Below are 19,769 nucleotides of genomic sequence, written 5' to 3'. Positions count from 1 at the left end.
ATACTTATTATCTTACAACTAGAGTTACTACAGATATAATTACACCAACAATACTAATAATGACACCTAGGGTGTTATTACGTGTTTTGGATTCTTTTATTCTTGAGTTATTTGGCTCAACATAAACAACGTCATTTTGTGCCAGATAATATACAGGGGATTCAAAAATTGATTTAGAAGTAAGATCTACACGATGATATGTATTTACTCCTTCATTTTCTCTAATCACCATTAGGTTTTCTCTTCTTCCTTTAATAGTCATATCTCCTGCTAAACCAAGGGCTTCAATAATAGTAATTCTTTCATTGGGTATTGTATAAGAACCAGGTCTTGATACTTCTCCCATAACGGTAATCTTAAAATTTTTAAGCCGTACACTTACTATAGGATCATTGATATAAATTTTTAGTTTTTCTTTAATCATTTCCTTAACCTCGATTCGAGTTAGGCCAGCAATTTTTAGCTCTCCCAAAACAGGAAAATCAACATTTCCTTCTTCGTTTATTAGGTACGTAGGTTCACCTGATCCTGCAGAAATTGCTGTATTTCCTCCTCCACCTTCTCCTAGTGATGCAGAAGAACTTTGCATTAAATTAAATGGTCTTGCTGCATCCATATCTGCTGCAGAAACCAGTATCCCAACGATATCATCAACTTTAAAAACAGAGGTGAAAGAATTTGTAGAAGAAATCTTCTCCAAATTTGCAGAATTTTGAAAATAAACCACATTTTCAGGTACTTTACAGGAAAAAACTGATATTAATACCACAAATAATAACAAAAATCTACATCGCATATTTTAATACTTTATAAGTAAGCCTATTAATAGAGTTACAAAAATATAACTTTATTTAGTTTAGCAATAAGATTTTGCTTTATCTATACTATTTTCCTTTCACGCGTTCTAAAAGAACACCATAAAACATTTAGGCAAGTTTATTCCCCTAAACAAGCCTATCTCTTCTTACTAAAATGTTTTGAAGGTATTTTTTCCCTTACTATATAATACCTACTATTTTGTTACATCAAGCTCTATGCAAGAACTTCTCGCTTACCTTGAATACTTTTTTTATTAATTTTGTCAATACTTTCGAAAGTAGAATTATTGGAGATAAATTCTGGAACTATCTCTTTTAATTTTCCTACAATTTGATGATCCTGACTTAGTAAATTCATAATACAAAGGTCATCAATTTTATCTTTTACCAATACACAATCATTATCATCAAATCTACTTATCATTATTTTCTTGTGATACGTTGGCAACGTATTTTCTGTATCAGCCAGGAGTTCTTCATACAATTTCTCTCCAGGTCTAAGGCCTGTTATTTTTATATCTATATCTTCTGGATATCTAAGGCCAGATAATCGTATCATTTTCTTGGCAAGGTCAAAAATCTTTACAGATTCTCCCATATCAAAGATAAATATTTCGCCTCCATTACCCATTGTTCCTGCTTCTATAACCAATTGAGAAGCTTCTGGTATGGTCATAAAAAAGCGAGTTACATCTTTATGAGTAACTGTTAATGGTCCTCCTTTTTGGATTTGTTTTTTAAATAATGGAATAACAGATCCATTCGATCCCAGTACATTTCCGAATCTAGTGGTAATAAACTTAGTATTACTGGTTCCGTTAATACATTTTATATACATTTCGGCAACTCTCTTGGTTGCTCCCATCACATTGGTAGGATTCACTGCTTTATCTGTAGATACAAAAACAAACTTATCTACACCAAACTCAGATGACAAATCTGCAAGTTTCCTGGTTCCAAGTACATTAATTTTAATTGCCTCACAAGGATTATTCTCCATTAGAGGCACATGCTTATATGCTGCTGCATGAAAAACCATATTAGGTCTATATTTTTCAAATATAGTTTCTACTCTTTGATGATCTCTTATATCAGCAACAATAGGCGTAAAATTGGTTACTCCTTTACTTAAAAGTTCTTGTTGTAAATCATATAACGGAGATTCTGCCTGATCAACCAAAACAAGATGTCTATAGCTATAATATGAAGCTTGTCTTACTATTTCACTTCCTATTGATCCAGCTGCTCCTGTTATCAAAATCACTTTATCATTAAGTTCTTGTGTGATATTCTGATTATCCATACTAATAGGAGCTCTTTCTAATAAGTCTTCTATTTGAATTTCTTTAATTTGAGAAACCTTTAATTTACCATCAATCCAATCATTTACTGCAGGTATTATTTTAACGGTAACTTTTAGCTTAAGCAAGTTATCAGAAATTTCTGAGAGTCTTTTTTTACTTATATGCGGAATAGATACAACGATCTCCTTAATATTGTTCTTTGTAATAAAGCTTTGATTAATCATTCCCGAAGAATATACTTTAATTCCATTAATTGTCTTACCAATTTTTTGAGAATTATCATCAACAAAACCAACTACAGATAAGGATCTGTTAGAATCATTAGTAACCGCTGCAAGGGTTATTAATCCAGAATCTCCTGCCCCATAAATCAATATTCTAGAAGTTTCTCCTATTTTTGACTTCACATAGTAGTAGCAATATTTAAATATCAAACGACTTGTAGTAAGTGTTATAATATTTAATAAATAGTGCACGCAAATTATAGACACAGGAATATTTAACAATTCTGGCAATAGTGCTAATCTACTGGATGCCATAAAAAATCCCATTAAACTAATTAAGATAGTTACAGCAACAAACAGGTTATAAGCATCTCTCATTCCTGTATGTCTAACCACTCCTTTATAGGATCCTATCATTAAAAAGCTTAAGGTAGATAAACCCGCTATGATTGGTAATTGGTATATTAAATTAGTGGTATCAAAATTTAACGTGATTCCAAATCTAATTACGTACGCCAAAAAGAAATTAAAGATCGTAATTAACACATCAATAGATAAAACTAGCCATTTAGATGCGTGTTTATGCGAATTATTTATAAGGTAGCTCTTTATCATCTCAATACATTTTTAATTACTGATACAATTCTATATAAATCATCTTCTTCAAGATTAGACCCGCTGGGTAAGCAAAGGCCTCGATCAAATAGGTCATCAGAAATTCCATTGAGGTAAGCATCACAATCTGCAAATACAGCTTGTTGATGCATGGGCTTCCATAACGGTCTTGATTCTATGTTTTCTTCTGCCAGTGATAACCGTATTCCTTCTCTTAACTTATAAGAGCTTGTTTCTATACAGGTTAACCATCTATTAGAATGATATCCAGAAGGTTCTTCTAAAAACTTTATTTCAGAGGAATCTTCTAGATTCTTTTTGTAAAATTCAAAATTACTACGTCTATTATCAACATGGGCATCTAAAACTTCCATCTGCCCTCTTCCTATGCCTGCAGTAATATTGCTCATTCTGTAATTATATCCTATTTCAGAATGTTCATAATGAGGTGCATTGTCTCTGGCTTGAGTTGCCAAGAAAATGGCTTTATCTTTATGTTCTTGTTTTTTGGAAACAAGTGATCCACCTCCAGAGGTGGTAATAATCTTATTCCCATTAAAAGAAAGGATAGCAATATCTCCAAAAGTTCCACAGTTAATTCCTTGATAAGAACTTCCTAAGGCTTCTGCACTATCTTCTAATATAGGGATTTTGTATTCTGAAGCAATGTTATGAATAGCCTCTACATTATATGGCATTCCATATAAATGCACAGCAATAATTGCTTTAGGCTTTTTGCCTTTTGCAATTCTGTCTTTTATTGCTATTTCTAGTTGATCTGGACATAGATTCCAGGTACTTCTTTCGCTATCTATAAATACAGGTTTAGCACCAAGATATACTATTGGATTGGCCGAAGCAGCAAATGTCATACTTTGGCATAATACTTCATCACCTACCGTAACACCAAGTAGTTTTAACCCAAGGTGTAATGCAGCTGTACCAGAACTTAATGCTGCAGCATAAACATCTTCTCCAAGATAACTTTCAATATCACTCTCAAATCCATTAACGTTTGGACCCAAAGGTGCTACCCAGTTTGTGTCGAATGCTTCTTTTACGAATTTTTGCTCTGATCCACCCATATGCGGTGAAGAAAGCCATATTTTTTTTGAATCAATTATATTCATAATTTTCCCATTAATAATGAACAATAAATTCCTATTGACATAACAATTATGCGACATGCATAACAATTAGTCAAATCTTTTTGATGACAATCTAAAAAACGCTGGAAGAAGGGGGGTAGAACTTCCTTTTTTGAACTTACTCTAAATTTGTTTTCCAAAGCTAAAATAGTCTAGTTAAATCAATTAACAATTCAAAATTTAATTTTTTAGACAGAATACTTAAAAAAAACGTTCAATGACTCACGTTTGCCTAAATATTGTCTTACAATACGGAAATCCCGTAAGAAAAGTATTATAGATACTCCATAAAACTACTTGTAATAAAAAACGAATTCATACCTAAAATCATAATTTACAGCAAAATTAAACATAATGCATCACCAAAATTCATTTTTTGTATTACTTTTTTGTAAACTATTTTGGGTGGTACAAGTATAGCTTAATAATAAATTAATTTCATGGGGATAACACCTATTTCTGAACAGGGGCATTTCCCCCACTTATCATCATTTTTTTATAGCAAAACCTAGTATTTAGTATCAAATAAAAAATAACCTCCTAAATATTTGATTTATAAAATTAAATACACAAAATTTATGCCCTTCAATAGCAATGAGATATTTTCGCTATATTTCTTTGCGTAACCCTTCTCCGAATTTTATAATTATATACGGTATAGATGTTATTCAATTCTTTAGATTTTTTTATATTCCTGCCAGTCGTTTTTGTTCTTTACTGGTTTATTTTCTATAAAAAAATTCAAATTCAGAATTTATTTATACTTATCGCCAGTTATATCTTTTATGGATTATGGGATTGGAGATTTCTATTTCTTATACTCGCAAGTACAGTTGTTGATTTTTTTATTGGTCAAACTATTCATGCCAATGATTCTGCTTCAAAAAGAAAAGCCTGGTTATGGGTAAGTGTAATTTTTAACATCGGTCTTTTAGGCTTCTTTAAATACTACAATTTCTTTATAGGGTCCTGGGTAGATTTTCTTTCTGTGTTCGGATACGAACTTAAAAGCACATGGACATTACAGATTATTTTACCTGTAGGGATATCTTTTTATACGTTTCAGACCATGTCGTATTCATTAGATATTTATTACAAAAGATTAACGCCTACCAAGAATTTTATTGCATTTGCTACTTTTGTTAGTTTTTTCCCTCAATTGGTTGCTGGCCCTATAGAGAGAGCTTCTAATCTCTTATCACAAATCACCACCAAAAGAATTTTTAATTACGTACAATGCACAGAAGGTCTAAGGCTTATACTTTGGGGGTTATTTAAAAAAGTAGTTATTGCAGATTCTATTGCACCTATTGTTGATGATATCTTTCTTAATTATAATGATTATTCTGCTTCTACTTTAATTCTTGGCGTATCGCTTTTTAGTTTTCAGGTCTATGGAGATTTTAGCGGGTATTCTGATATTGCTATAGGAACAGCCAAACTATTTGGAATAGAACTAATGTCTAACTTTAAGTTTCCAACATTTTCTAGAAATGTTGCCGAATATTGGCAGCGATGGCACGTTTCTTTATCCACCTGGTTTAGACATTACGTATACATCCCTCTTGGCGGAAGCAGAGTAAGTAAACTTAAATCGGTTAGAAATATTATTATTATTTTCTTGGTGAGTGGTTTTTGGCATGGTGCAAACTGGACTTTTATTGTATGGGGAGCAATTCATGCTGCTTTATACATTCCTGTTTTTTTAATGGGGCGAAATCGTATTTATATGAATACTGTAGTAGCAGAAAATCGTTGGTTCCCCTCTTTAACAGAAATCTCACAAATTTTACTCACTTTTTTATTAGTCACATTTTCTAGAGTATTCTTTAGATCTGAGTCCATCACAGATGCTTTTGGTTTTTTAGAACAGATATATGTCAATTTTTCTTATGAAACCTATCAACATCCTTTAGGATATCGTATGATAGATTATTTTATCTTGTTAGGTCTTTTTATTTTATATGAATTTAGAATTAGAAGAGACGAGCGTGCTCCTTTTAAATTTAAGTCTAGAATCGTGAGATTTGTTGCATATACTTTAGTAATTTTAGGAATGTTACTGTTCTTTGATGACAACATAGACAGATCATTTATCTATTTCCAATTCTAATTAAAAATAGATAATGACAATAAAAAAAGCATTATGACATAATTTTAAAGTCACATGAAAAAACTTATAATCAAAAGTATCTTATATGTTTTTTTAATACTCATCGTATTAGAAGGCTTAGTGCGTGTTTTTCATTTAGGAAAAGACACTCCTACCCGATTTCTCGACGAATACAAAGTAGAAAAATGGAAACCAAACCAAAATGGTTTTTCGGTTACCGGAAACAGAAGGCAAAATTTTTCAGAATATCATATTAATACGACAGGATATAATTCTTATAGAGAATTTATCCCAACAAAAGATAAAATCGAAGTAGCATTGGTTGGGGATTCATTTATAGAAGGGTTTCATCAAAATTACTACAACTCTATTGGTAAAAAGATTGAAAATGCTATTCCTGAAATTGAAGTATATGAATATGGCTATGCCGGTTATGATTTTGCAGACCAACTACACCTTATACATTCGTATGCATCTCAATTCGATCTTATTGACCACGTCATTTTGGGTATAAAATTCTCTAACGATTTAACTCGTGCAGAATATCGGGTTGTTAATAGTCGATTAGCTTTAGAGTCTCCCATGAACAAAATGCTTAAAAAAAGTAAACTAATAGTATACTGTAAAAGCATTGGGATTTTAGATCCTCCTCAGGAACTAATGTATCGATTCCTTAATATGCTTAAACCTAAAAAAAAGACAGTTTCGATAGATGATGCCGAAATTTTGAGAATTAAAAAAGAAAATGAAGAGAAATACCTGGCCAACTTCAAAAGTTTGATTTCTAAATATGGATATGATAAAAAACGATTTACGCTTCTTTTAGACTCCAGAATAACAAGTCCTCTATTTTTATCGTATTTAGAAAAAAATAAATTTAATTACATCGATTTCTCTGCTTCTTTTGAAACTTCTGATCGTTCTACTACTTTAATCTATGACAGACACTGGAACAATCATGGTAGAGATATCATAGCAAAGAATATTACCCAATATTTAGGAGATATCAACCTTGTAAAAAACTAATATCTTTCTGGTGCTTTTATTGATTTATCATAAAAATGATGATCATAATTTTTTGTTACAAAATAGTTAGAAGGCTTTTCTTCGGTAAAAAACTGAAATTCGTTGATAAAATGGCTTTGATCGTAATAGCCATGATCTAATGCAGTAGACAAATACCCAGGATTTCTGTTTAATAGTATTTTTTTTACCGTAGCTTCAAACCGTATAATTCGTTGAATTTTCTTTGGTGTAATCCCAAATTGAGATTTAAAATTTCTTTCAAACTGGCGATAACTCAAATTAGTATAAGTAGCTAATTCTTTTAAAGAAATTGAATTATACTGCTTATACAAAGAATGCATAATAGTATCCCATTTGTCATTTTGTTTATTATGATAATCATACAAACATTTAAGCAAAAAGGACTCTATACATTTTATTTTGTCATTAATAGTATGGTGCTCATTTAGTTTCTCTAAAAAATCTTTACCCTTAACCCCCCAAATATCTTCGACAGAAGCAAACTGATTGTTTAGCTCTATAAATGGAATTGAAGAAAAGTGACGAAAAGCCCCACTTTTAAATCGAACCGATATAAAAGAAACATCACTAAACTCATCTATATGTAATATTGAATTTCTTGGACAAATAATATGGCCATTATCACATTTATGATTATTTATTAGCAATGGTTCATGAGTATGAAACAACAATTCTAAACCAGTGCCAGGCAAAATCGCAGGCAATTTAAATGCTCCCGAATGTTTTAGCACATAAATTCGGTCAACATACGTTGCCAAACTTTTATTAGGTTTATATGACGTTTTATTGATTAACAATTAAAAGACTTCTATTATTGGTTCTGATGTAAGTATTGGGGATACCAGCGAAATAAACTCTTTAAAATGATTCGAAGAATTATGAGCATCCACTGCATTCATATTTGTATATTCTTCATAAAAAATAAATTCTGTATCAGCATCTATTTCTTGATATAAACGATAGGTTATACAAGCTTCTTCTAAATTACTTTCCCGAACCATCTTTTTTGCATGTATCAAAAATTGTTCGGCACTTTCTTTCTGTACACTTAATCGTGCTATAATTGTTTTTTTCATATCACAAATATATATCAACATACAATGCCTGGATTGTAAAAAAACGACATCATTTAGGAGAGATGCGAACTGGTTTCAAAAACAATTTTTTGCATCTTAGATTTCCCAATAATCAAATAAGTATTTTCTTCTTCCAAAACTTTTAATACGCTAACATCTGATACTTTTTCAATACTAGTATACAAAAAGTCAAACACAATTTTTCTTAAAAAATTATACTCGGTACTATTATAATCTATTATAGGGTATTGTTTTTCATACTGTGCCTCTATTATAGGTAATGCCTGATATTTTGGCTCCTGTAAGACAACAGTGCTCTTTTTTCGTTTTGCTTTATATTTTTTATATCGAACATAAGCCATTTTAAAAACAAACTCTTTAAAACTTACTTTCAAATATTCGATAGCGGCAGTAAGAGCAGCAGAAATAGATTTTTTGGGATAGATTATTTGGTGTTCAAAATTATAGATATGATTGCACCATTCTCGTTTGTAAGTAAGATCTCCCATCCCCATCTCATAAGACTTATGATTATTTGCGATACACCAATCTAATTTCTTATAAATCTCTACACTCCCTAAACTAAATTTTCGGTAATCAATATCATATGATGATATTGCACTAAATAATTGTCCGTGAAAATGATTATTAAGTGATATAACTATTGGATTATCATTATCATAAACAACAAACAATGATGCTTTTTTTTGATTGATCAAAGAAAAATATATGCTTTTATAGTGATCCCATCGAATAAGACTTTGACTCACATCATTACGCTGTTTAAATCTTCTGATCAACATTTTTTCTAAACAATCCATCAATAGATCGTATTCCTCCTCTTCTATTGCGCCATAATATGTTTTATATGAAATCTGAAAACATGATTCGAGTCGTTTTATTCTCCTTCTTATTCCTTTTGCATTACTTCGGAAACGATATTTTACATAAGCATCTGCACTAGCAAAACCATCCAGTAAAATTGCGTAACCCTTAAAAAACTGATTAATTTTTTTTAGATTAAACACTCTTTTATTAAGTTCTGGCTTCAGATAATCAGCTATAAAGAAAACCGAGTAAACCGTATCGGGATTGTTTATTAGTTTTTCATCATAATCTGGATTAATTAATCCTTCTTCACTTTCTAAAGTACCAATCTTAGGAAATATTTTTGGTATCAATCCTTTTTCAAAAAGTTCAAAAAAATAATCTATCTGGACCTTTTTCATATACTTAATCTATAAAAAGGAAAAAAATAATCTTTTACATTCTCTTTATGAACATGAGAATATTCTGGATTGGCAGAGCGACATAGCTCATCGTAAATTTTTTCATTAATAATTTTTCTTCCGGTATGAAAAACTACATCTTCATCTTTTGGAAAAAGTGATTTTTTATGTCTGTACAATCCATCACCATCTTTCATACCTCCTCCTAAAACATAACATTTGATATTATTTTTGATCGCCCATTCTATAATTTTTACTCTAAGAAAATCATTAGGTCTATAACTAAAATACTCTGCATTTGTTCCCCCTAGAAATGCAAAAATAGTATCCTTATAACCAATGATAAGTTCGATAGAAATTGGGATACCTTCATAATACGCAATAGCAATAGAAAAATTATCTAAATTTGATAATATCAGGTTTTCAAAATAAGTATTGGAGAAAAAATAAATACGATCTGCATTATTGCGATTCATCGTATTCACATAGATATCATTAAAGATTTTAATGATATCTTTTGTTATTTCATGCTTATGAAATATTTTAAATACTAAATTGTGATTTACTGCCTTTCTGTAGTTATTTCTAACTTTAGGTAAAAATGCCACCCATTGATCGTCAAAATTATCTAAAAGATGCCCTCTAACATTTGATAATGTATTAGTTAAACATCCTGAATATTTTTTGTGGTTTCCATTTAAACTAAATCGAATAAATTCTGTTATTACATTATGATCCATATACCATTGATCAACATTGCCCCAAAATTGAGCAATATCTTCTTCTGTAACAGTATCATTAAATAAAGGCCCACTATAGCCATACGGGCTTGTAACATCAAAATACGGATGCTTCTTATCTTTTATTTTTATTTCTCTAAAAACAAAAGGCATTAGAATAACAGGCTCATTTTCTTTTTCAAACAAAAAGTATTTTAGCGTATCAGAATCCTTCTCAAAATGTAACAAATGCTCAGCCGAATAATATACATTATTGTTCCATTTTTTTTGAAGGAGCGTCTTATATTCTATGATGTCTGATTTTTCATCAAGGTTTTTAATTAACAGTTTGTAATTTTGCTCCAATTGTAAAAATATTAGTTAGGTATGGTTGTTTATTAGTACTATATAGGTTTTTCTTTTAATTCAGTTTTTTTTAAAAAGTAATCATTCATTTTTTCAGATAACACTTGTGATAGCCATATAATTCTACCACAATGTTCTACATGCCACACAGCTTTCCCATCAAATACGTTTCCTGCTAGTAGTGGACCGACAATATGTAAATTATCAGAAGCTTCTAATTGCTCATTAACTTCGAATCCTATCTTAGAATCGTTAGGTTTGCAATATCCTTTCTCTATTAATTTCTTTAATAATTCTGGGATATTTTGTTTGGTTAGATTTGTACTACCTACACAATTAATCACTATACCTACAGAATCTTCATGGGTCTTATTTTTCCCAGATTTTGTATCTAAATATTCTAAAGAATATTCTCCTGTAGTTTCATTATTAATATCTCTAAATCGTCCTGCTATATGATCAAAACGATTCTCCTCCTTCAATTCATCAACGGTTTTAGAATAATGAAAACCGGCACATCGTTGTCTTCTTCCTATTTCATTACCATAATGGCAAGCAAACTTTTTTAGTTCTTCTGGGTCTAACTTATTTAATAAAGTGCCAAAAGCTTTTGATATAATATCTACTGTAGACGCTGCTCCCAGATGAATCTGATCGGCATAATCCAAATCTTTAAATGTTGCTTCTGCTATAATTTCTGCAGTTATATTTTTTTCTTTGGTTAATGCCTGTAAGTTAAAAGGCGTGTATTCTTTTTTTCGTTTTTCATCGATAACAGCATCTGGCAATAATCCTTGAGTAGAAAGAATAATGAATTTATTAATTCTAGACTTTATTTTTTCGACATCATTTAATTTATAAAGCAACTCTAATCCACTTGCATTGGCTCCTACTATAAGCACATTAGTTTTCTTTTCTGATTGTTTTTCAAGAAAGCTATCGATTTTCTCTAAAGTTGTCTTTAACTCAGAACTGTAAGGATCATTTACAAAAAGTAAATTATCCTCTTCTATTATATCTTCATTTTTCCAAAGGTGATTAACAGGTAGAGAACCAACAGATAAGATTACTTTTTCAGAATAAACAGTGTCTTGGTTATCTAGAGACAATTCATATGTATTTTCTGATTTTTCTATATCAATCACTTCTGCATTGATGTAATTAACATCAATAGCACCTTTGATTTTAAATTCTTCTAATCTGTTTTTTACTTTTTCATTGATATACCATCCAAAAAAGCGGCGAGGGATAAAAAGATCTTCCCACTCATTATTTTTAATTTTATCCTCATGTTTGGTAATCCATTCAGAGGATAATGTACCTCCGTCTTTTTTTAATTCGTCTAATAACCAATTCTTATTATTATTAAGCCATTTAATAAATTTTCCCAATTCTGGTTCTGGCAAAAAGTTTTTTAAAGACGTTATAAGATGTACCGAAAAACCAGATCTTGAACCGTATGGTATCCCAGAGTGAAATTCTCTATATTTATCAATTATATTGATATTGATCTTTCTTTTTGTTTTATGGCTTTCTATAAGATCTAAAAAATGTAAAATCGTAAAGGATGATGAAATTCCTGAACCAATAAAAGTGATATCTGATGATTTTGGTTTGTTATTAAGCTTCAAGTTTGAGAGTTTTGTTTTTATGATTTTACCGGGATTACCAACAACTGTAGAATAATCAGGAACGTCTTTTAAAACTACGGTTCCTGCGCCAATGGTACACCATTTTCCTATTTTAACTTTTGGTATTACAACAGCACCAACTCCAACATGTGAACCTTCTCCAACCTCAACATGACCACATAAAGCAGCTTTTGGTGAGATGTGTGCAAAATTTCCTATAATATTATCATGGTCTATGCTTGCTGCTGTATTTATAATTACATGCTCTCCAATAACCGTATTGGGTTGAATTATCGCTCCCGCAAAAACAACGGTACCTTCTCCTATTTTTGCTGTTGGGGCTATAATCGCCGAATGATGTATTGCCTTTTCAAAATCACTTTTTAGAAAACCAGCTATTTCTGCTCTTTCTGCATTTATACCTACAGCTACAATTACAGGATATCCTTTATGTGGAAATTCTTTTAGATTTTTTCTTGCCCCAGAAGTTACATTCTTAGACGCATAATGACGTCCAGATGGTTTATCATCAAAAGTTTCGGTTACTTCATAACCGTTCTCTTCTAGTACTTCTCGTATGACTTGAGAATGCCCGCCAGCTCCATAAATCCTTATTTTTTTAGGGTCGTCAGTTATTTTCATTTTACTCATTACTAAATTTAAGTTGATTTGTTGGTTGTGTGAATTATAGTGTTCTATAAGAACTTTTATAAAAGTTTTTTTATTAGTTATTTCCTTTCCAAGCAGGCATAATGGTATTTTGATCGATGTTTACACCTTCTTTCTTAATTACTTTCTTTATGGTTAAAAATAAAATTTTTATATCTAACATAAAACTTAGGTTTTCTACGTACCATACATCATATTCAAATTTCTGACTCCAGGATATTGTATTTCTACCTTTTACCTGCGCCCATCCTGTTATACCTGGTCTTACATCATGTCTTTTCTTTTGCGTTTCATTATACAAAGGTAAATATTCGACCAAAAGAGGTCTTGGCCCCATTAAACTCATATCTCCTTTTAAAACATTAATAAGCTGCAAAATCTCATCTAACGAGTACTTTCTAATAAATGCTCCTGCTTTGGTTATACGAGAAACATTGTGTACATCATCTTTATCTACTAATCTTAAATCAGACATTGTTTTAAATTTAATGATTTTAAAAAGTCGACCATTTTTTCCCGGTCTCAACTGCAAAAAAAATGGCTTACCGCTATTAACCACAATTAATATTAGAACCAGCACTAGTATAATGGGAGATAACATTACTAAACCTAAGAAGGAAAGCACAAAATCTAATAATCGTTTTACATATGGGTTGTACATATATTTTTTATCGCTTTTATAAATTTAATTAACAACGCTTTATATCCGTAAGCTTACCATTATTTCTAAAATTATAGTCTCTATTCTTAGGACTTAGACAAATAGTTTTCTCCTTTTACAACAGTTCTTATTTCTTTTCCAGGGACACCATATACCAGTTTAAAATCACCTACATCGTTTAGAAGTAAAGCCCCTGCTCCAATAATACTATGTTTCCCAACAGTTATACCTTGAATGATATTTGCGCCCAGTGATATTGCAGTACATGTACCTATACTAACATTTCCTCCAACAGTAACTCCTGGTGCTAAACTAGAAAAGTCCTGTATATCGCTATCATGATCAAAATTAGCATCGGTATTCATGATACAAAAATCTCCAATCCTTGCATGCGCATTAATAGTAACCGAAGCTAATATTATACTTCCCTTGCCTATCACAACACTTGGGCTAATTATTGCAGACGGATGAATTACTGTAATAAACTCAAAATCCGGAGATATTTTTTTTATTCTCTCTTGCATTAAAAACCTAGTCCAGTTATCTCCTATTGCTATAATTCCTTTATTAATCCCTTTTTCTACAAGATCTTTAATATAATCTTCTGCACCAAGGACTTCATAATCAAGTAGCTTTTCACCTTTTGGTTTAAACGTATCTATAAGACCATGAATTTGATAATTTGCATTCAACTCAATAGTTTCTATAATCACCTTAGCGTGACCCGAAGCACCAATTATCAAAACTTTATCCATCCACGTTTTTTTTTACAAATTATTTCTTGGTATACCTACAAATGTACTTTATATACTTATAATTCTGATTCTATGGTTCTTATTAAATCCCCAACATTATTCATATTCATTAAATCCATTAGTTTAAATTTAATACCAAAAGATTTTTCGACTTCAGAAATAATCATCATATGCGTTACAGATTCCCACCCATCAACATCATCTGCTGTGGTTTCATCAGCAAGCTGAAAATTATCATGCTCTAATACAGATACAAAAGCTTCTTTTACTTTTGATAAAATCTCTTCTTTACTCATTATTGATTATTTAATTTATGTCAAAATATGTTCTTAATTCTTTTCTGTCAATTTTTCCGTTGATACTGTGCGGAAACTCTTTTATAAATCGTATATGTCCCGGAATCATATAATCCGGCATTTTAGCTTTCATATAATTGAATATCTCTTCAGTATCAAATTCTTCGGATTCTATAGCTAAGCCTAACTCTGCATTACCTAATGCATTGGTAATATCTAAAGCAACCATATTCACTTTTCTCTCTGATTTTGCTTTGGCATGAAATTCTACTTCTGCCAGTTCTACCCGATATCCTCTAATTTTTACCTGAAAATCTGCTCTACCTACATATAAAAAATCCCCTTCTTCATCTTTAAAACAAAGATCTCCGGTTTTATAGTAACGTTGTTTTTTTCCATTTTCTTCTTTCACAAAAAAACTTTGCGCATTTCGCTCTTCATTTTTCCAATATCCAGGAGTTATCTGTGGGCCTCCAAGGGACAGTTCTCCTGTTACATTTACTGGCACTTCTTCATTATCTTCATTCACCACAAGATACAATGTATCTTCTTGTGGTGTTCCTATGGCTATTATTCCATTATGGGCTTTTTGATGAGTTTCTTTATGATATGGATAAAAGCCACTATAAACAGTAAACTCTGTAGGACCATAATAATTAAATATTTTACAATTAGGAAGGCATTCACTCCATTCTTTGGCAATATCACTATGTAATGCTCCTCCTCCAAAACTACAATACCGCACATCGGGAGCGTTAATTTCTGGGAAATATGGCCTTAGATAATTTATGATCGAAGGCACCATAGTAAGAACTGTAAGTTTTTGTTCTTTAATAAGTTTAAAAATATAAAAGTACTTGATTGCCCCTTTTGGTATCGTATAAATACAAGAACCTGATAAGAAAGGAAATAAGTAGGTGACTACAGAAAAATCAAAAGTAAGTTCGAACATTTGTAAACATCGATCTGAAGGAACCAGATTAAATTCTGGTTCAACATCAATCGCATTTACCAGTGCATTAACATTATCAAAAGTAATAGGAACTCCTTTAGGAAGCCCTGTAGTACCCGAGGTAAATAATATATATGCTAATTGATCACCAGAAACATGTTTAGGCTTCAGATTAATATCTGTAGTATCTAATGCTCCTGAAGCAATAACGTTATAATCTTGATAAATTGAAGTTTCAGAAGAATCAATAACATATCGTGTTTCTGTTAATTCAAAAACTTTATGATTACGCTCAATTGGTGTTGATGGATTTACAGGAACGTATGCTTTCCCTTCGAGCCAAAGTGCAAGGATACTTGCATAGGTCTGAAGATCATCATTGGTTACTAAACCAATTAGTTTTTCAGAATCTTCTACAGTATTTGCTATAGCATCTCTTATTTTAGATATTTCAATAGCGAAATCATGATATGTATAAAATGTATTGTTTATACATAAAGCATTACAATCAGAATGGCTTTCTATCGAATCTTGTAGTTTTTTTACAAATTTCACACGTTTAAATTTTGGATTTAATAAAAATGTCCATCTCTATTCAACATATTTGAGTTTTCAAAATCGAGTTTGGTTTCATTATGAGCCAGTCCCTTTTTTGTCACCTTATGTGTAAAAACAGTACTATATCGTTTTGTTATACAATCTGATAATTGAGTATCATCTGTAAAAATAAACTTAGTTCTCTTTTGGATAAAATTCTCTATAAGAGCATCTACACACAAATTATAATTTTCTTCTTCTTTTACCAAAAAGTATTTAACATTAAACTCATTATAATTTATCACATAAGATAAAAAACCAATAATTTCATTTTCTTTTATAATTTTAAGGTTATGAATGTAAATATTATTACTGGTTCCTGTTTGTAATGATGTATATGGATGTTTTGTTGCTATTGGGGTTTGCATATACTGCATCCCATTAATCTGCCAGTTTATATATTCTTTTGTTTTATAGATCAGGTCATTTTTGCAAAGCGGATCTATAAATTCCCAGGTTTCATCATCCATCTGGTTGATATAATCATAAGAAAGAGTTTCTGTTCTTTTTCTAGCTTTAGGTCTATTTAGTAACCTAATACTTGATGCTACCGTATTATCAATTCTATCCAGAACAAACTTAATTGATTTTAAAAACCGAAACCTTCCTATAAGCATCGATGCATCGAGACTAAAGAAGATGGTATGTCTTAATCTTGATGCGATTACGGTAAAAGGTTGTTTTTCGTAAAATGTAGTTACATTTTCTGCATACGATTTTATGAGAATTTGTTTCCCTGTTAGATTCACAGCTTCATTATAAATATAGGTTCCCAGAACTGTATCTTTATAATCTTTATGCACCCACCAGGAGATCATCCAATATACTTTTGATGGTTCTCTGTTTCCATTATTAAGCAGATCGGGAAACATAAAAACAAAAGAGATCATTTTTTCGTCTTCATAACCAATAACTCCACAATAGTCCTCCTCTTCTATTCTCGAATTCGAAACTAACCATAATGCTTTACTTTTTGGTAATGGGGTAAGGTTTCCTTTCCAATAGGTATTTTTTTCTATACCTTCTCTAAGCATTTTTTTGGTTAAGGCTACTATGTTTAAATTTTTACTCATCTATTCTTCCTAAGAAATATAACTAGTTTGTACCGTCAAAATATTCTGATGTCAAGTCATTTGATAGATTCACATCTTCTTTTTGTATTACCTTTTTTAATGTTAATCCGATTATTTTTAGATCTAACAAAAAACTATAGTTTTCTACGTACCATACATCATATTCGAACTTTTTTTTCCAGGTAATAGAATTTCTTCCATTAACCTGAGCCCATCCGGTAATACCTGGCCTTACATCATGTCTCTTTTTTTGAACATCATTATACACAGGTAAATATTCTATTATCAAAGGACGAGGCCCTATCAAGGACATTTCTCCTATTAATACATTAATCAATTGTGGAATTTCGTCTAAAGAAGTTTTTCTGACAAATGCTCCTACTTTGGTTATTCTATCCTTATCTGGTAATAGATTTCCTTGTGCATCTTTTCTATCGTTCATTGTCTTAAACTTTATAATGCTAAAAATCTTTTCATTTTTACCTGGTCTTCTTTGAACAAAAAAAGGTTTACCCTGATTTGCAATAGCCAGAAAAAGAATCAATAGTATAAATACAGGTGAAATAAAGATCAGTAATAGTAGTGATACACTAAAATCAAGACTTCTTTTTATAAAAAACTTATACACCTTTTTAAAGTTTAGACGGCCATAAAAGGGACTCTATTATTTAATCCAACAAATGTATAAACCATTTGTTAAAAAGTGAAATAAAAGAATTATTATCTCCTTTACAATCATTAATATTAACAACCAAATGATATGATCCTAAGATTTAACCAGGACTATCATATAACACTAAAAATTGGGGGAATAAACAGACAAATATTATTTATACTACCAGGGAATGAAGTTAATAATTTGTCTATGATTCTATATCTAAAAATCGAGAGTAAATATACAATCAATATTTCGGTTTTCACCTCATTAAATTAACTTTTTTTAACAAGGAATTGTTATTAAAAATTATGTGCAAAAACAGATACAAACACACATTAAAAAAGTGTATCTGTTGCCATAACTACAACGCGCGATACTCTTTTAACAGCGCTTCCCAAACTACTTTTCGTTCATACCGACTAGTGATCGATTTTCGTGCATTACCGGCCAAGGTATCTCGTTGCGCCTTATCCTCTACCAATATTTTTAAATTCTGAAATAACAGTTCTGCATCTTTTACCGGGATGATTTTGCCATTTATACCCTCTGTTATAATCTCATTACACCCATTAATATCAGTAACAACACTAGCTAATCCCATAGATGCTGCTTGCATCACTACATTAGGAAACCCTTCGCGATAGCTAGGAAATGCCAATACATCTGAAATTGCAAAATAAGGCCGTACATCATTCTGCCAGCCTACAGTAATAATATTTGGATTGGTATTGATTTCTTCTTCTGCATCTGGGGATAATGGATCCAAATCCTTTTCATAGGTACCTACTAATAGTAATTTTGCAGTAGCAGATGCTGTATTCAATTTCTTAAACGCATCAATAAGCTCATGTATACCTTTATCTTTTACTAGTCTGCCAACATATATAATTACAGTATCTGTAGATTTAATACCAAGACTATCAGATAATTTCAGATTTTCTTCTTCAGTATAAAGTCCCGGGTCAAAGAACGAAGTATCTATTCCGTTAGAACTCCCATTGGCAATAACTTTTAATTTTTTTGGTGACGTGTATTTATTCGCTATAATAATATCATTAAGCCCGGATGAGTTTGGGTAAATCCTGGTAGCACAGGCATAGGTTGCTTTTTCTACTGTATCCAATAGTACTCTCTTTGCTCCTGTAGCTTCAAGTAGTGGTAATCCGGCAATCGTATGTAAACGATGAGGCACGCCTGCCAGTTTTGCAGCCAACATAGACAATGTTCCTGCCTTAGGGGTATGACTATGTACTATTTGCGGTTTTTCTTTTCTAAAAACTTTATATAAGTTGTAGACTGCTTTTAAATCTTTGATCGGAGTAATCTTACGGGTCATCTCTACCGGGATTACACGTACTTCTTCGTTCTGTGACACTACATCTAACTGCCCTTCTCCTTCTCCCGATACCCCAATGATATCATAATATTGAGACATAAATTTTAATTGCCCCTGTAATAATTTCCCTAATGATATAGGTACAGTAGTAACCCTAATTATTTTTTGCATTTTCCCCAGACTTAAAAAGTATAACTAGTAAACTCATCATCTATTTTTGTTTACAATAATAATGAGTTGATTCTAAAATATTTTCGGATACAAATATAGTTATATGCGAGTGTTTGAAAACTTTAAATTATAGTTTCTTTTATTTTTTAATCGCCAGTCAAAATGACTAGTGAAAATGTTGCTATTTTCTGCGGAAAATCAACAAAAAAAGTAAGGTTTGCCCTAGTAAAATCAAGTATTTACGTTTTTTGAATAAAATTTAACATTTCCAAATAAAATTTACACAATTAATTTCCCAATCTTACGTTAGT

The 19,769-nt window shown here is 31.1% G+C and carries 17 protein-coding genes; 2 read left to right on the top strand and 15 right to left on the bottom strand.

The window, feature by feature from the left end; translation table 11 throughout:
- Positions 1 to 7 precede the first annotated feature (7 nt).
- The 3 genes from DK441_RS22915 to DK441_RS22905 form a co-directional block, all read right to left on the bottom strand.
- Positions 8 to 700, bottom strand: coding sequence for a polysaccharide biosynthesis/export family protein (locus DK441_RS22915; protein ID WP_235015813.1), 693 nt, complete (start codon positions 698 to 700; stop codon positions 8 to 10).
- A 332-nt stretch (positions 701 to 1,032) separates the two neighbouring features.
- Positions 1,033 to 2,961: a nucleoside-diphosphate sugar epimerase/dehydratase gene (locus DK441_RS22910; RefSeq protein ID WP_109852913.1), complete on the bottom strand. Its 1,929-nt coding sequence runs from the start codon at positions 2,959 to 2,961 to the stop codon at positions 1,033 to 1,035.
- A complete protein-coding gene (locus tag DK441_RS22905) occupies positions 2,958 to 4,091 on the bottom strand; it encodes a DegT/DnrJ/EryC1/StrS aminotransferase family protein (protein ID WP_109852912.1) in 1,134 nt (377 codons plus the stop codon). The genes DK441_RS22910 and DK441_RS22905 overlap by 4 nt, the downstream gene beginning before the upstream one ends.
- A gap of 679 nt (positions 4,092 to 4,770) precedes the next feature.
- Here DK441_RS22905 and DK441_RS22900 point away from each other — a divergent pair.
- Both DK441_RS22900 and DK441_RS22895 read left to right on the top strand, forming a co-directional pair.
- The gene (locus tag DK441_RS22900; protein WP_109852911.1) at positions 4,771 to 6,222 is read left to right on the top strand and encodes an MBOAT family protein; all 1,452 of its coding nucleotides are present in this window, start codon (positions 4,771 to 4,773) and stop codon (positions 6,220 to 6,222) included.
- A 54-nt stretch (positions 6,223 to 6,276) separates the two neighbouring features.
- The gene (locus DK441_RS22895) at positions 6,277 to 7,248 is read left to right on the top strand and encodes a hypothetical protein (RefSeq protein ID WP_109852910.1); all 972 of its coding nucleotides are present in this window, start codon (positions 6,277 to 6,279) and stop codon (positions 7,246 to 7,248) included.
- On the opposite strand, the gene DK441_RS22890 is transcribed toward DK441_RS22895, so the two are convergent.
- From DK441_RS22890 to DK441_RS22835, 12 genes are all read right to left on the bottom strand, one after another.
- Complete coding sequence (locus tag DK441_RS22890) at positions 7,245 to 8,066, bottom strand: AraC family transcriptional regulator (protein WP_109852909.1); 822 nt, start codon at positions 8,064 to 8,066, stop codon at positions 7,245 to 7,247. The genes DK441_RS22895 and DK441_RS22890 overlap by 4 nt on opposite strands.
- Positions 8,067 to 8,345 carry a putative quinol monooxygenase gene (locus DK441_RS22885; protein ID WP_160112247.1) on the bottom strand — a complete coding sequence of 93 codons (279 nt, stop codon included), beginning with the start codon at positions 8,343 to 8,345 and terminating at the stop codon, positions 8,067 to 8,069.
- A 53-nt stretch (positions 8,346 to 8,398) separates the two neighbouring features.
- Positions 8,399 to 9,574: a GNAT family N-acetyltransferase gene (locus tag DK441_RS22880; protein ID WP_109852907.1), complete on the bottom strand. Its 1,176-nt coding sequence runs from the start codon at positions 9,572 to 9,574 to the stop codon at positions 8,399 to 8,401.
- Entirely contained in the window at positions 9,571 to 10,659 is a 1,089-nt protein-coding gene (locus DK441_RS22875) for a GNAT family N-acetyltransferase (RefSeq protein WP_109852906.1), read from the bottom strand. Before DK441_RS22875 ends, DK441_RS22880 begins: the two co-directional genes overlap by 4 nt.
- A gap of 38 nt (positions 10,660 to 10,697) precedes the next feature.
- Positions 10,698 to 12,932 carry a NeuD/PglB/VioB family sugar acetyltransferase gene (locus DK441_RS26810; protein WP_160112246.1) on the bottom strand — a complete coding sequence of 745 codons (2,235 nt, stop codon included), beginning with the start codon at positions 12,930 to 12,932 and terminating at the stop codon, positions 10,698 to 10,700.
- Positions 12,933 to 13,014: 82 nt separating this feature from the next.
- Positions 13,015 to 13,620 carry a sugar transferase gene (locus tag DK441_RS22865; protein WP_109852905.1) on the bottom strand — a complete coding sequence of 202 codons (606 nt, stop codon included), beginning with the start codon at positions 13,618 to 13,620 and terminating at the stop codon, positions 13,015 to 13,017.
- A gap of 86 nt (positions 13,621 to 13,706) precedes the next feature.
- Positions 13,707 to 14,375 (bottom strand): acetyltransferase, encoded by a 669-nt coding sequence (locus tag DK441_RS22860; RefSeq protein WP_109852904.1) that lies wholly within the window; start codon positions 14,373 to 14,375, stop codon positions 13,707 to 13,709.
- A 56-nt stretch (positions 14,376 to 14,431) separates the two neighbouring features.
- A complete protein-coding gene (locus DK441_RS22855) occupies positions 14,432 to 14,671 on the bottom strand; it encodes an acyl carrier protein (protein ID WP_074406514.1) in 240 nt (79 codons plus the stop codon).
- 10 nt (positions 14,672 to 14,681) lie between these two features.
- Positions 14,682 to 16,178, bottom strand: coding sequence for an AMP-binding protein (locus tag DK441_RS22850; protein ID WP_109852903.1), 1,497 nt, complete (start codon positions 16,176 to 16,178; stop codon positions 14,682 to 14,684).
- Positions 16,179 to 16,195: 17 nt separating this feature from the next.
- Positions 16,196 to 17,293, bottom strand: a complete 1,098-nt coding sequence (locus DK441_RS22845) for a hypothetical protein (protein WP_109852902.1) — start codon at positions 17,291 to 17,293, stop codon at positions 16,196 to 16,198.
- A gap of 22 nt (positions 17,294 to 17,315) precedes the next feature.
- Positions 17,316 to 17,921 carry a sugar transferase gene (locus DK441_RS22840; RefSeq protein ID WP_109852901.1) on the bottom strand — a complete coding sequence of 202 codons (606 nt, stop codon included), beginning with the start codon at positions 17,919 to 17,921 and terminating at the stop codon, positions 17,316 to 17,318.
- 391 nt (positions 17,922 to 18,312) lie between these two features.
- A complete protein-coding gene (locus tag DK441_RS22835; RefSeq protein ID WP_109852900.1) occupies positions 18,313 to 19,458 on the bottom strand; it encodes a glycosyltransferase family 4 protein in 1,146 nt (381 codons plus the stop codon).
- Positions 19,459 to 19,769 lie beyond the last annotated feature (311 nt).

The organism is Aquimarina sp. AU58, assembly GCF_900312745.1.
Lineage (GTDB): Bacteria > Bacteroidota > Bacteroidia > Flavobacteriales > Flavobacteriaceae > Aquimarina > Aquimarina spinulae.
Note: the sequence above shows the minus strand (reverse complement) of the source record. Positions and strands in the feature narration are given on the sequence as shown.